This is a genomic window from Protofrankia sp. CiP1_Cm_nod2 (assembly GCF_920664355.1).
Taxonomy (GTDB): Bacteria; Actinomycetota; Actinomycetes; order Frankiales; family Frankiaceae; genus Protofrankia.
On record NZ_CAKKTL010000143.1, the window covers coordinates 1 to 13672 of the forward strand.

General features: G+C 70.7%; 12 protein-coding genes. 4 read left to right on the forward strand and 8 right to left on the reverse strand.

Translation table 11 applies throughout. From position 1 onward, the window contains the following. The coding region (locus NBW84_RS15855) for a tetratricopeptide repeat protein (protein ID WP_250285522.1) at positions 1–1488 on the forward strand (1488 nt) is incomplete at its 5' end. Between the two features lie 480 nt (positions 1489–1968). Here NBW84_RS15855 and NBW84_RS15860 read toward each other — a convergent pair. After that, positions 1969–2754 (reverse strand): histidine phosphatase family protein, encoded by a 786-nt coding sequence (locus NBW84_RS15860; protein ID WP_250285523.1) that lies wholly within the window; start codon positions 2752–2754, stop codon positions 1969–1971. Next, positions 2751–4109, reverse strand: coding sequence for a glutamate-1-semialdehyde 2,1-aminomutase (gene hemL / locus NBW84_RS15865; RefSeq protein WP_250285524.1), 1359 nt, complete (start codon positions 4107–4109; stop codon positions 2751–2753). Before hemL ends, NBW84_RS15860 begins: the two co-directional genes overlap by 4 nt. A 1002-nt stretch (positions 4110–5111) precedes the next feature. On the opposite strand from hemL, the gene NBW84_RS15870 reads away from it, so the two are divergent. From NBW84_RS15870 to NBW84_RS15880, 3 genes are all read left to right on the forward strand, one after another. Then, the gene (locus NBW84_RS15870; protein ID WP_250285525.1) at positions 5112–6116 is read left to right on the forward strand and encodes a PadR family transcriptional regulator; all 1005 of its coding nucleotides are present in this window, start codon (positions 5112–5114) and stop codon (positions 6114–6116) included. Between the two features lie 314 nt (positions 6117–6430). Beyond that, complete coding sequence (locus NBW84_RS15875; protein WP_250285526.1) at positions 6431–7462, forward strand: ATP-binding cassette domain-containing protein; 1032 nt, start codon at positions 6431–6433, stop codon at positions 7460–7462. Then, positions 7462–8556 (forward strand): ABC transporter permease, encoded by a 1095-nt coding sequence (locus NBW84_RS15880; RefSeq protein WP_250285527.1) that lies wholly within the window; start codon positions 7462–7464, stop codon positions 8554–8556. The genes NBW84_RS15875 and NBW84_RS15880 overlap by 1 nt, the downstream gene beginning before the upstream one ends. 240 nt (positions 8557–8796) lie before the next feature. Here the strand turns inward: NBW84_RS15880 and NBW84_RS15885 are convergent, their stop codons facing one another. The 6 genes from NBW84_RS15885 to NBW84_RS15910 form a co-directional block, all read right to left on the reverse strand. Further along, entirely contained in the window at positions 8797–9633 is an 837-nt protein-coding gene (locus NBW84_RS15885) for a GmrSD restriction endonuclease domain-containing protein (protein ID WP_250285528.1), read from the reverse strand. A 140-nt stretch (positions 9634–9773) separates the two neighbouring features. Then, a complete protein-coding gene (locus tag NBW84_RS15890) occupies positions 9774–10052 on the reverse strand; it encodes a hypothetical protein (protein WP_250285529.1) in 279 nt (92 codons plus the stop codon). Positions 10053–10218: 166 nt separating this feature from the next. Continuing rightward, positions 10219–10611, reverse strand: coding sequence for a PIN domain-containing protein (locus NBW84_RS15895; RefSeq protein ID WP_250285530.1), 393 nt, complete (start codon positions 10609–10611; stop codon positions 10219–10221). Next, a complete protein-coding gene (locus tag NBW84_RS15900) occupies positions 10611–10943 on the reverse strand; it encodes a hypothetical protein (protein ID WP_250285531.1) in 333 nt (110 codons plus the stop codon). Before NBW84_RS15900 ends, NBW84_RS15895 begins: the two co-directional genes overlap by 1 nt. Before the next feature lie 208 nt (positions 10944–11151). Continuing rightward, complete coding sequence (gene hemB, locus NBW84_RS15905) at positions 11152–12156, reverse strand: porphobilinogen synthase (protein ID WP_250292597.1); 1005 nt, start codon at positions 12154–12156, stop codon at positions 11152–11154. A 95-nt stretch (positions 12157–12251) separates the two neighbouring features. After that, positions 12252–13672 (reverse strand): uroporphyrinogen-III synthase (locus tag NBW84_RS15910; RefSeq protein WP_250285532.1); only part of this gene is annotated, 1421 nt, incomplete at its 5' end.

Genomic DNA, 13672 nt, shown 5'->3' on the forward strand with positions numbered 1-13672 from the left:
TCGGTGGTCGGGCCGTCGGGGGCCAGGGGATCGGCGACCGGGCTGGTGGCGGTGACCGCGGTGGCGGGGATGGGTGGGGTGGGGAAGACCGCGCTGGCGATCGAGTACCTGCACCGCTACGCAGCCGCGTTCGACCGGGTGGGCTGGGTGCCGGCGGAGAACCCCGACCTGCTCGGCAGCCATCTCGCCGACCTGGCCCCGGCCGTCGGCCTGCCGCGGGATACCGACCCGGCGGCGGTGGTCGCCGCGTGGGTGCGTCTGCCGCGGTCGCTGCTGGTGTTCGACAACGCCGACGACCCGACGACCCTCGAACAAAAGCTACGGTTCGCACCGGGGCCGGGCCGGCTGCTGGTGATCTCCCGCCGCACCGGCTGGCGCCGCCTCGGCCTGGTGCTGGACATCCCGATGCTGCCCCACGCCGAGGCGATGGCGATGCTCACCGGCCGTTTCCCGGACTTGGACGTGGCGGTCGCGGACCGGATCTGCGCGCTGCTGGGGGATCTGCCGCTGGCGGTGGAGCAGGCCGCCGGCTACCTCGACCAGACCGGCATGCCCGCGGCCGAGTACGCCGATCTGCTGGCGGAGCGGTTGGAGGACATGCTCGTCCGCGGGTCGGCGCCGGATCCGGTGGTGCGGGCGGAACGCACGGTTGCGACCCTGTGGGAACTGTCGATCGACAAGCTGCGGGAGACGCGGCCGGCGGCGGTGGCTCTGTTGGAGTTGTGGGCGTTCTGCGCCCCGGAGGCGATCCCGCTGGAACTGTTCACCACCACCCCGGACGCGCTCGGCCCCCGGGGACTGTTACGGGCCGCGACCGTCGACCGACTGGCGTGGGCGGAAACAGTGGGTGCGCTGGTCGGCTACCACCTGGCCGCCCGCGCGGGCGACACGGCCAGCGTGCATCGACTGATCCAGGCCGCCACCCGCGCCGCCCTGCCCACCGCGGAACGGACGGAGCGGGTCACAGCGCTGGTCGGGCTGTGCACCGCCGTCCTGCCCGAGGAAATCAGAAACAACCCGGCGGTGTGGCCGCGGTGGCAGCGGGCCCTGCCACACGTGCGCGCGGTTCTCGACCGGGCCGACGGCCTCAACCCGCCCCCGGATGGGCTGACCCGGTTGTACAACCGCGCCGCCAGCTACCTCGTCGAGCACGGCCAGCCCGGGCAGGCTATGGCCCTGCTCCAGCGTGCCCTGACCCTCGACGAGCGCCTCCTCGGTCCGGATCATCCCGACACCCTGACCTCCCGGAACAACCTCGCCTATGCCTACGAGTCGGCGGGGCGGGCGGCGGAGGCGATCGACCTATACGAGCGGACGCTGCCCGACATGCTGCGAATACTTGGTCCGGATCATCCCGACACCCTGACCTCCCGGAACAACCTCGTCCACGCTTACTGGTCGGCGGGGCGAGTGAAGGATGCGGTCAGCCTGTTTGAGCAGACCCTGGCCGATGCCCTACGGGTCCTCGACACCGATCACCCCGTGTGACCGTGATCAGGGGCAACCTTGTCGCTGTCAGGAACGCCGTGACGGCAGACGCGGACGCCTCATGACGTCGCGGGATATCCGCGAGTTGTGTGGTGCTCTGATGACCGTGCGCGCTCCGGGGAACGGGTAATTCGTTATACGTGGCGGCCCGCTCGATGAGGTGAACGTGCGGACGGCCATCTGATCGTGTCCACAGACATGATAACGATCATGAATGCCGATGGCGGGATGGTGTTCCGCGTCGCGTCCGCGCGTGCCGCGTCCACGCGTGCGGGTCGCTGCCCGAGAACACGCTGATGCCGTCGCGTCCCCCTCGCATCCGTCGGATCCGGTATCCGAAAGCCCGGATCGGCCGCACCGACTCGACGGGCACCCCGCGTCCGCCGGAAAGCCGGGGCAGCTCAGGTGCCCCGCGCGCAGAAACATAGGACAGGTCGTCCTCGGCCCAGTGGGTGGGGGGGCCGCCTTCGGCTGGTCGGGTCAGGCGCCGACGGAGCCCGGCTGGTTTGTGGTGGGGCCGTTGGGTTCGGCGTAGTCGATGCGGAGCAGGCGGTCCGCCGTGTAGACGGCTGAGGTGACGCTGGCGAGTGCGCACTGGCGGCGGTCCGGGCGGTGCCAGAGTTTGTGGCCCTCCAGTGCGCGCCGGGCCGTCCACACCGGCAGCTGGTGGCTGACGAGCACCACCTCGCGGCCGGGGAAGGCGTCCCGCCACTCGGCCACGGCGGCGAGCATGCGTCCGGCGATCTCGGTGTAGGGCTCGCCCCAGGACGGCCGGAACGGGTTGATCAGCACCCGCCACATCCGCGGGTAGCGGAGCAGGGCCGGGCCGGCTTCGAACGGCTTGCCCTCGAAGACGTTGCGGCTTTCGATCAGGCGGGGGTCGATCTCCACGCCGATGCCGAGGGCCTGCGCGAGGGGGGCCGCGGTCTGCCGGGCCCGTTCGAGCGGGCTCGCCACGACCGCGGCGATGTCACGCCCGGCCAGGAACTCCGCGGTGACCTTCGCCTGCCGCTGCCCCGCCTCGGACAGGACGAACCCGGGCAGCCGGCCGTAGAGAACCTTCTCCGGGTTGAACACCTCACCGTGGCGTACCAGGTGGACGGTGGTCAGCCCACCCGACGCGGACCGTCCCGGCGAGGCTGGTTCCGGCGAGGCTGGTCCCGACAGGAAGGAGCCTGGCGAGGACGGTTCCGGCGAGGACGGTTCCGGCGCTGGGGACAGGGGCCCGTCGACGGGGTCGGACGCGCCGGGCCGTGCGGATGTCATGGACGCTTCCCTCCAGCGCTCGTGGCCGGGACCGGTTCGGGCACGCCGGCGGCTGCCCGGGCCGCCGTCGGCGCGGCGGCCGCGATCCGTTCGACGGCCTCGTCATCATGCGCCGCCGAGACGAACCACGCCTCGTAGGCGGATGGTGGCAGATACACCCCGACGTCCAGCATGGCATGGAAAAACGCGGCGTACCGGGCGCTGGACTGCGTCCGCGCTCCAGCGTAGTCGACCACCGACGGCCCGTCGGTGAAGAAGAAGCTGAACAGTGAGCCGGCGCTGCTGGGCAGGTGCGGCACGCCCTGCTCGGTCAGCGCCGTCGAGATGATGCCGGCGACGTCGCCGGCGCGGGCGTCCACCGTGGCGTACACCTCGGACGTGCAGGCACGCAGGGTGGCCAGGCCGGCGGCGACCGCCAGCGGGTTGCCCGACAGCGTCCCGGCCTGGTAGACGGGGCCGACGGGCGCGAGGTGGGACATCACCTCGGCACGCCCGCCGAAGGCCGCCGCCGGCAGCCCACCGCCCATCACCTTGCCGAAGGTGAACAGGTCCGGGGCCCACCCCTCGACGGCGCCCTCCACCCCCCACCAGCCGGCCGGGCCGATCCGGAAGCCGGTCATGACCTCGTCCAGGACGAGCAGGGCACCGTGGACGTCGCACAGCCGCCGCAGCCCGGCGTTGAAACCCGGCAGCGGGGGGACGACGCCCATGTTCGCCGCGGCGGCCTCGGTGATGACGGCGGCGATCTGCCCGGGATGTTCGGCGAAGGCCTCGTCCACGGCGGTCAGGTCGTTGTAGGGCAGGACGATCGTGTCCGCCGCGGTGGCCGCGGTCACTCCCGGCGTGTCCGGCAGGCCGAGGGTGGCCACCCCCGAGCCGGCGGCGGCGAGCAGCGCGTCGACGTGACCGTGGTAGCAGCCGGCGAACTTTATGATTTTCGACCGTCCGGTGACGCCGCGGGCGAGCCGCAGCGCGCTCATGGTGGCCTCGGTCCCGGAGTTGACCAGCCGGACCTGCTCGATCGGCCCCACCCGGGAGACGATCTCCTCGGCCAATTCGACCTCGCCCGGGCTCGGCGTGCCGTAGCTCGTGCCCCGCGACGCGGCCACCCGCAGCGCCTCGACCACCGCCGGGTGGGCGTGCCCCAGGATCATCGGGCCCCAGGAGCAGACCAGGTCGACGTATCGGTGGCCGTCCGCGTCGGTGAGGTAGGCACCGTCCCCGGACACCATGAACCGTGGTGTGCCGCCAACCGCCCGGAACGCCCGAACCGGTGAGTTCACCCCACCGGGGATGATCCGCTGAGCTCGACGGAACAACTCCTCGGAGGCAGCGGCCCCGGACACGACTGACATGCCCCGATCCTCGCAGGTCAGCGCCGCCCCCCGCTGGCCCTGGTCCCCATCCCGGTTCCACCACCGGGGACGCCTGCGGCCGACCGCCGAGGAGCCGGGCCGGCGCGGTACAGGGGACGCCGGCCCCGGGGCCGCCGGTGGGCGGGGATGACCCAGCCGCCCACCGGCGTCCGTGACGCGGCACGCCCACCGGCCGCGCGCCTCATGCCGGCCGGCCGGCGCATCCGTGCCGCCAAGAAGCCAACAGGCCGACGCGGCCACACCGGTGAGAAGCCAGCGGCCACACCGGTGAGAAGCCAACAGACCGACGTATCCGCGCCGGCGCATGACCGACGGCCAGCGCGGACACGCTGAGAAATGGCCGACAGGCCGGCACACTCCACGTCGGCGGCGGCCAGCAGGCCGGTGGGCGGCTGACAGGCCGGCGCGGGGCGCGCCGCCGAGGGCCAGGGCCGATCCGAGGCCGATCCGAGGCCGAGAATGGTCAGGGGGCCAAGGAGTCAGGGGGCCAGAGGCCGGCACGGGTGCGCCGCCGAGCCCACCCGTGCCGGAGGTGTCACGACGCACTTCCGAGCATGACGCAGCGGGTCACGCAGCGCTCGTCGAGCGTCCGGCCCGGGGCATCCGCAATGGTCGGACCGCTGACGTCCCCGTCCACCAGACCCGTCCGCCAAGCCCGTCCACCGAACACGTCCGCCGAATCTGTCCGCCAAGCTCGTCTATAGAATCCGTCCGTCGGATCCGGTGTGGGACGACCGGGAATATCAGGACCTCCCGCGGCACCGGGCAGGAATTCCATCATGTCCTGGCTTCGCCGCGTCCTGGTTCCGTCATGTCCGGTGAATATCTCGCGAATCAGGACAGCGCTGTCGGCTCCGCCAGCCGCCCGGCCGGATTGACAGGCCGGCTTTTGTAACCGGACACTCGCAGTCGAGTAATCGGGGGCGGAGAACAGCACGGACGGAGAACGGTACGGACATGGCCCGTCGACGGATGGCAAACATGCTGGCCCTTGCTGTGCTCGGAATTCTCAACGAACGGCCCATGCACCCGTACGAGATGTCGACAACCATGCGCGAGCGGCACAAGGAAGACAGTATCAAGCTGACGTACGGCTCGCTCTACACGGTCGTGGACGCACTGGCTCACAACGGTTACATCACCGCCCGCGAAACCGTCCGTGACGGTCGACGGCCGGAACGGACCGTCTACGAGATCACGCCGGCCGGCCGGACCGAGCTCTACGACTGGATGTCCGAACTGGTCAGCACGCCGACAAAGGAGTATCTCCGCTTCGAGGCGGCGCTTTCCATGCTGGCGGTGCTCACACCGGAGGACACCGCGAGACTGCTCACCGAACGCCGCAACCGGCTCCTGCTCCAGATCGAGCACAGCCACGCGGGCGAGGCGCTGGCCGTCCGCAAGGGGCTCCCCCGGCTGTTCACCCTGGAAACCGAGTATTTCAGCGCCCTGGCCGAGGCCGAGCTGCGTTACGTGGACGAGCTCATCTCGGAGATCACCAACAGGACGTTGGACGGCATCCACATCTGGGACGCGATCCACACCCGCGGCGAGACCGATCCCGAGCGGATACGGGAGGCCGTGCTCAAGGCCCTGGAAGGCCAACGGCGACGCGACCGCGCTCCTCGCGCGCCCGGCATTCCCGCCGGGACCGGGGCTCCCGCGGAAACCGGGACTCCTGCCGGAACCAAGACTTCCGCCGGGAGCCGGATTCCGGCCGGAACCAGCATTCCCGCCGGAACCGTAATTCTCGCCGGGAGCCGGACTCATCCCGTGCCCGGAACTCCCGGCGGGCCCGCGCCGCCCGCCGGATCCGGGATTCCCGGCGGATCGGCAGAGCCCGGCCAGGAGCCGCGGAAGCAGGTATGGGAGCCGGTCCGGAAAATCCGGGAGATCCGGGAGCCAGTCCGGCAGGCTCAACGGAAACCCCCGGGCAGCGGCCCGGCGCCCTGCCCGGAAAATACCGCCGGAAAAAAAGAAGAGTAATGCGGACAAGGGGGGATCTGATGACCGCACACCCGGCTCCGGAATCCGCCGGGCAGCCACCCGGCATCGCCACCACACTACTGCCTGGAACATCCGGGACCGCCAAGCGGACCACGGCCACGAAAACAGCGGGAACAGCGGCCGCGACGACAGCCACGGCAACGGCGACAGCCACGGGAACGGCGACAGCAGCGGCGGCCACGCTGACGCGGCCTGGCGGTGCCGCCGGAACGGCCACGGACGCGGCCGTCTTCCGGAGCACCGTACACACCACGGACCCGGGCGAACATTTCACGATTCAGGCGGAAAAGCTGGTGAAAACCTACCGCGGGGGCGTGCGTGCGCTGTCCGGCCTGAGCTTCGGTGTCGCACCCGCGACAGTGTTCGGCCTGCTGGGGCCGAACGGCGCCGGCAAATCCACGACAGTGAAGATCCTGACCACGCTGTCACGCCCGGACTCGGGGACGGTCAGCGTGGCCGGGATCGACGTCCTCGCACATCCCGAGCAGGTCCGGCAGCGCATCGGCGTGGTCGCCCAGCGGTCCGGCATCGACCTGGAGGCCACCGGTCGCGAGAACCTCGCACTCGCCGCCCGCCTGCACGGCCTGCCCCGCTCCATGCTGATCGACCGGGTCACCGAGCTGCTCGACCAGTTCGAGCTGACGGCGGCCGCGGACCGGCCGGCGCGCACCTACTCCGGTGGCATGCTGCGCAAGCTCGACGTGGCGGTAGGCCTGATCCACCAGCCCAGCGTGCTCTTCCTCGACGAGCCCACCACCGGCCTGGACCCGCAGGCACGCGCCCAGATGTGGGACGAGATCGGTTCGCTCGCGGCGGACGGCCTGACGATCCTGCTCACCACGCACTACCTCGAGGAGGCGGACCGGCTCGCCTCCCTCGTGGCGATCATCGACGGCGGGCGCATCCTCGTCCAGGGCAGTCCTGACGCGCTCAAGAGCGAACTGAAAGGTGACGCCGTCCACCTTGAGCTCGCCGCCGTCCCGGCCGCCGTGGTCGTGGAGACAGTGACCGCGGCCCTCGACCAGGTCCCGGGCGTCACCGAGACCACGGTGAACGGCCGGGAGGTGCACGCCCGGGTCACCCATGGCGCTTCGTCGCTGCCTGCCGTGTTCGCGGCTCTCGACCGGGTGGACGTCGCGGTGGTCGCGGCGACGATCGCCCGGCCGTCCCTGGACGACGTCTACCTGCGTCACGTGGGCCGCCGGTTCACCGCCGACGCAGGGCCCGGAGCGGATGCCGGCCCCGTCCCGGACAGTCTCCAGGACGACAGGCCCCAGGACGGGGCTGCCCAGCCCAACGCTGTTCCGGACAAGGGGGTGGCCTGATGGCAGGCCTCACTGACACCGGCACGACCACCGACACCACCGACACCACCGACACCACCGACACGGTCGACACCACCGACACGGTCGACACCGCCGGCCCTGGCGCCAAAGCCGCCGCCCCGGCCGGCCCTGGCACCGCGATCGCCCCGGCCGGTGGCGCCGCCAGAGGTGACATCCCGACCAGTCCAGGGAGCACGACCGGCACCCCGGCCGGCGCGGCCGCACGAGCCCGCGTTCCGGCCGTCCCGGCTGCTCCGGTTGACATCACGAGGATCCCGGAGCCACAGCCGCTGCCGGCTGCCGAGCGGAGCGGGTTCACCGCCTCGGCAGCCAGCCAGCTGCGCTGGCTGACCGTCCGTCACCTGCGCGCGATGCTACGCCAGCCCGCCTACCTGGCGATCACGATCGTGCAGGCGGTGGTATGGCTGCCCCTGTTCGGATCGTTGTTCCGCCGGGTTGTGGATGTCCCCGGCTTTGGCGGCGGCTCCTATTTTGACTTTCTCACGCCCGGTGTGGTGGTGATGAGCGCGCTGTTCTCGGCGGGCTGGTCCGGGATGAACGTCATCATCGAGATCGACCGTGGTGTGACGGACCGGATGCTGACCCTGCCGGTCCGACGCGGTGCCCTGATCGGCAGCAGACTTGTCTTCCAGGTGCTGATTACCATCATCCAGTCGGTGATCATCATATTGCTCGGCTGGGCGATCGGAGCCCGCTACCACAACGGGCTGGTGGGCCCGGCCGTCCTGCTCGCCGGTGCCGCGCTGGTCGCGCTCATCGTGGCGGCCCTGTCCTACGGGCTCGCCCTGATCGTGCGCAGGGAGGAGGTGCTGATCGCGGCGGTGAACTTCTGCGTCCTGCCGCTGACGTTCCTGTCATCCGCGATCATGGCGAAGGAGCTCATGCCGGGCTGGATGCGGGTTGTCGCCTGGTTCAACCCGGTGGACTGGGCGGTGACCGCCGTCCGCGAGGCCGGGTCGGTCGACCCGGACTGGCTGTCGATCAGCCTCCACCTGCTCGGCCTCACCGCCCTGGCGGTGCTGGCTGGCAAGTTCGCCACCCGCGCCTTCGGCATCTACCACCGCTCCCTGTAGGAGCACGAAATCTCCCGGCGAAAGCATGAGAGCGAGGGATTATAATGCGGTGCTGGCGGCCGTTTTCGCGTTCGATTCCTCGGTCAGGTGAACACCGGTTCCCAATAAGGCGATACCTGCTGTGATCCGTGGCTCTTTCGCGTGCGCCGGCCCGGTGGAGCCGGCGCACGCGAAGGACTCGGTACACCCCGACCCGGCCGGCGACCGACGCTGTCCGGCCTCCGTCGTCATGGGGCGGATTCAAGCGATCTTCTGAAACCTCCTGCGAATCGTCGAGCATGCCTGTTGTTCTCTCCAGGAAAGCATCCATGGAGCTCTCCCGGACATAGCCGTCGACGCCCCTCGGCCAGAATGCACAGTATCGGAGTACCACCTCGCGGTCATCCATCCGAATATGATCACGAAAACGTCCGCCAGTGGCTCTATCGAACTCTGGAAACTCTGGAGTGTGCGTGCACTGCTTGAGGAACTTCGACTGCGCTTCCTGCTCATGCAGTGCCGGATCTCCTGAGCATTGAGCGGCGTACCACCTGTGTTAATCCGCTTGAAGATGTCGTACTTGACATCTGGTGGAGTGGTCGGATCAATGACATGGACGACGATCTGCGCATTGTTTATCCGACGCCGGAGAGCCGGTGCCAGCTCCTCGAAACGTTTCTTCTCAGCCGAACCAAGATACTCCAGATCGGTCAGCGCGAACGCCTGCTGCCGCCCCCGTACATAACTGTGCACGGCGGACAGCCGCTGTAGACCGTCGACGACGCGCATCATACCGCTGGTGTCCTCGGCAAAATAAAATGCCGGTAGCGGGATCTGCAGCAGGATCGATTCGATGAGACGCGATTTCTGGCGGGCCTTCCAGACCTTGTTCCGCTGGAAGTCGGGCGCCAGCTCCAGATCACCGTCGTCGATCAGATCGAGGATGTTGCGGAGGGAGAACTGTTTCGTACCGACCCGGATGTCATCCGGATCCCAGGGCCTGGCGATACCCGGCTGCTCGCCATCGAACTCGGCCTCGACACCGGTTGCCATGTTGTCGAAGTACTCTTCACGGACGTCGATGCCGTCCTCCGCCATGTCGACGCATCCTCCGTCCATACGGGTCCGACGCCGATCGTATGGGACATGGCAACACGGGACTCGCCCACGCCGGGTCCCGCCGGTTGGCCCGCTTCACATGGGCCGGCTACCTCAAACCGGCGCAAACGCCCGGCCGGTCAGGCTTCCTGGAGGGCGGCGCCCAGGTTGCGCAGGCCCTGCCGGTGGCTGCGGTAGGCGATCGTGTGCCCGACGGCCACGACGGCCGCGACCGGCCACTCGATGATCCCGAGCAGACCGAGCGCCACCAGACCGGCGAAGTAGCCGAGTTGCTCGGACGGCAGCAGCTCGTAGCGCCGACCGTCGATGTCGACGGTGACGACACCGTGCTGGACGGCGCGTTCGGCCGCTTCCCGGATGTTTCCCATCTTCTTGGTCGATACCGGTGTCAGAACCACGTCCGCCTCCCGCCCGGCTGTTCCGCCGCGCTGCCGTTCCGTCCCGACCGGCCCCCGCCGGTCTTTGCCGTACTGCTTCTCACGGCTTCTTCCTGCCCGGAAACACCGCGAACAGGCAGCGGAACGGACCTGCGCGGACGGACGGACAGACGCGCGGACGGGGAGCTCACACGGGGTGGATGTCGACCTTCGTCCCGTGGGCTTCGGCCAGGGCGCGCAGATCCGGTGTGTCGCTGGTCAGGATCGAACGGTCCGTCGAGGCCGCGTTCAGCACGACCGCGGCGTCGACGATGTCGCTGCTTCCCGCCCGGGCCAGCAGCGCGCCGACGGCCCGCGCGGTCTCCTCGGACAGCGGTTCGACGTCACAGCCCTTCAGCAGGCGGGACAGCAACGGCTGTGGACCGCCTCGCCATGCCTGCGCCAGCACGGGCGCGGGAATGACCGGACGGACTTCCCGTTCCAGGATTCGCCGGTGCAGCGCCCACATCGCACGATCACCGGCTTCAGCCGCCAGGAGCGCACCGGTGTCGTACGTGACCCCTCCTTCGTCCTGCGCCATCAGGGCTTCCTCCCGACTCCGAGACGGTCGAGGATCTCGTCGGCACGCCGCAGCGCATCCTCGGGGATGGGGCCGTGTTCGGCCTCGTATTCGCGGACGGCGGCGAGACCTTCCTGGATGCCGATGTGATGGTCGATCAGACGGGAGATCCAGGACGACAGGCTCACGCCCTCGGCTGCCGCCGCTGCCCGCGCGGCGGTGAGGACACGTTCGTCCAGGGAGACGGACACCTTTGCGACGGCCATGCCATCACCATAGTCGATCTGTTCGTACCATCGGTACGAACACGCGACCGGGATCTCGTGGACCGGCCGCTCCATGAGCAGGGTCACTGCGCACCTTCCTCCATACCTCGACAGATCTTGCTGTAAAGCAAGAGTACCGCCTGAAGCGGGCGGATCAGTACGTACCGCACACTGGAGACCACATACCGAGACCACAGAATCGTCAGGACGTCGGCGATGCGACAGAAGCGGCCTGCGACAACGGAGGCGACGCGGGGCAGGCGGGACCTGCGAGGGTAAACGCGGGCGGTGTGGGTCAGCGCAGGCGGTGGGCGACTTCCGTCGCCCAGTAGGTCAGGATGATGTCCGCGCCTGCCCGGCGGATGGCGGTGAGCGTCTCGGTGATGGCGCGCTCGCGGTCGATCCAGCCGCTGGCCGCCGCCGCCTCCACCATCGCGTACTCGCCCGAGACCTGGTAGGCGGCGACCGGCACGTCCACGGCGTCGGCGACCGCCCGCAGCACGTCGAGGTAGGCCAGCGCCGGCTTCACCATCACGGCGTCGGCGCCCTCGGCGAGGTCGAGGGCGACCTCACGCAGGGCCTCGCCGACGGAACGGGCCGGATCCTGCTGGTAGCCGGCGCGGTCGCCGAAGCGCGGCGCGCACTCGGCCGCGTCCCGGAACGGGCCGTAGAACGCCGACGCGTACTTCGCCGAGTAGGCGAGGACCGGGACGTGGGAGAAGCCGCCGCCGTCGAGCGCCGCCCGGATCGCGCCGACCTGCCCGTCCATCATCCCGCTCGGCGCCACCACGTGGGCGCCGGCGCGGGCCTGCGCCAGGGCGATCGACGCGTAGCGGGCCAGGGTGGCGTCGTTGTCGACCTCGCCGTCCTCGGTCAGCAGGCCGCAGTGGCCGTGGTCGGTGTACTCGTCCAGGCAGAGGTCCGTCATGATCACCATGTCGTCGCCGATCTCGGTGACCAGGTCGGCCAGGGCGAGCTGCACGATGCCGGACGGGTCGTCCGCGGCCGAGCCGCGCCCGTCCTTGTGCGCGGGCACGCCGAAAAGGATCAGGCCGCCGACGCCGGCGCGGGCCGCCTCCACCGCGGCCTTGCGCAACGACTCCCGGGTGTGCTGGACGACTCCGGGCATCGAGGCGATCGGCGCGGGGGCGTCGATGCCCTCCTTGACGAACAGCGGCAACACAAGATCCGCGGGATGCAGCCGGACGTCGGCCACCAGCCGGCGCAATGGTGCCCCGCGGCGCAGTCGACGGGGCCGGGCCAGCGGGAATCCCACGCCCCCACCGGGGGTGGCACCCAGGGCAGTGGCACCCAGGGCGCCAGCCCCGGGTAACGGCGGACGCGGGGCGGCCGGCCCCGCCGTGCTCGCACCGGCGGTGACGCGCGGCGGCACGCTCACCGCCGGGAACCGCGCCGGGGCTTGGGCAGCCGGGCCGCGAGCGGGCCGACCTTGCCCAGCTCCTCCCGGTGCTCGGCGGCGAAGTCGGCCAGCGCCTGCACCAGCGACGGGATCGACGCCTCGGACGCCTGGACGTCCACGCGCAGGCCCAGCTCGACCGCGGTGGCCGCGGTCTGCGGGCCGATCACCGCGATCACCGTGGTCTCGTGCGGCTTGCCGGCGATCCCGACCAGGTTGCGCACGGTCGAGGAGGAGGTGAACACCACCGCGTCCACCCGGCCGCCCTTGAGCGCCTCCCGGATCGGGGCCGGCGGCGGCGCGGCCCGCACCGTGCGGTACGCGGTGACGTCGTCGACGTTCCAGCCGCGCTCCTTCAGGCCGGCCACCAGGGTCTCGGTGGCGATGTCGGCCCGGGGCAGCAGCACCCGGTCGAGCGGGTCGAACACGTCGTCATAGTCGGGCCAGTCGGCGAGCAGGCCCTCGCTGGACTGCTGGCCGGAGGGGACGAGGTCGGGGCGGATGCCGAAGGCGCGCAGGGCGTCCGCGGTCGCCTCGCCGATCGCGGCCACCTTGACGCCGGCGAACGCCCGCGCGTCCAGGCTGCGCTCCTCGACCTTCTCCTGGACGGCCCGGACCGCGTTGACCGAGGTGAAGGCCACCCACTGGTAGCGCCCGGACACCAGGCCGGTGATCGCGCGTTCCATGGGGGCGGCCGTCCGCGGCGGCTCCACCGCGATCGTGGGCACCTCCAGCGGGCTCGCGCCGTGCGAGCGCAGCAGATCCGACAGGATCGCCGCCTGCTCCTTCGTCCGGGGCACCAGCACCGTCCAGCCGAACAGCGCGCGCGACTCCCACCAGGACAGCTTGTTACGAGCTGTGACCGCGACCCCGATGGACATCACCACGCAGGGGGCGTTCGCGACGACGGGCGCGGCGTCGGCCTCGATCCGGTCCAGGGTGGAGGTGACCGTGCGCTGGTCAGTGGTGGTGCCGTCCACCGTCACCGACACGGGGGTGTCGCCGGCCCGGCCGTGCTCGACCAGCGCCGCCGCGACCTTGCCGACCTCGTTGGAGACCGCCGTCACCACAAGGGTGCCGGGTGCCTGGGCCAGCGCCGCCCAGTCGAGGTCCGAGCCGGAGCCGCCGACGTCCAGGCTTCCGCTCCCGGCGAGCCCGCCGAGCCCCAGCGAGGAGCCCAGCGGCGAGGCCGCGAGACCCGCGCCGAGCCCGGACCCGCCCAGCCCGGACCCGCCCAGCCCTGGGCCGCCCAGCCCGGGACCACCAAGACCGGAGCCGGAGCTGCCGAGGCTGGAGAGGCCACGTCCACCGAGGCGGCCCGCCCCGAAGGACGGGGCGCCCAGCCCCGTGGTGGGCGTCTCCGCCACCGGGGCCACGGTGGGCCGCACCCCGCTGGCGG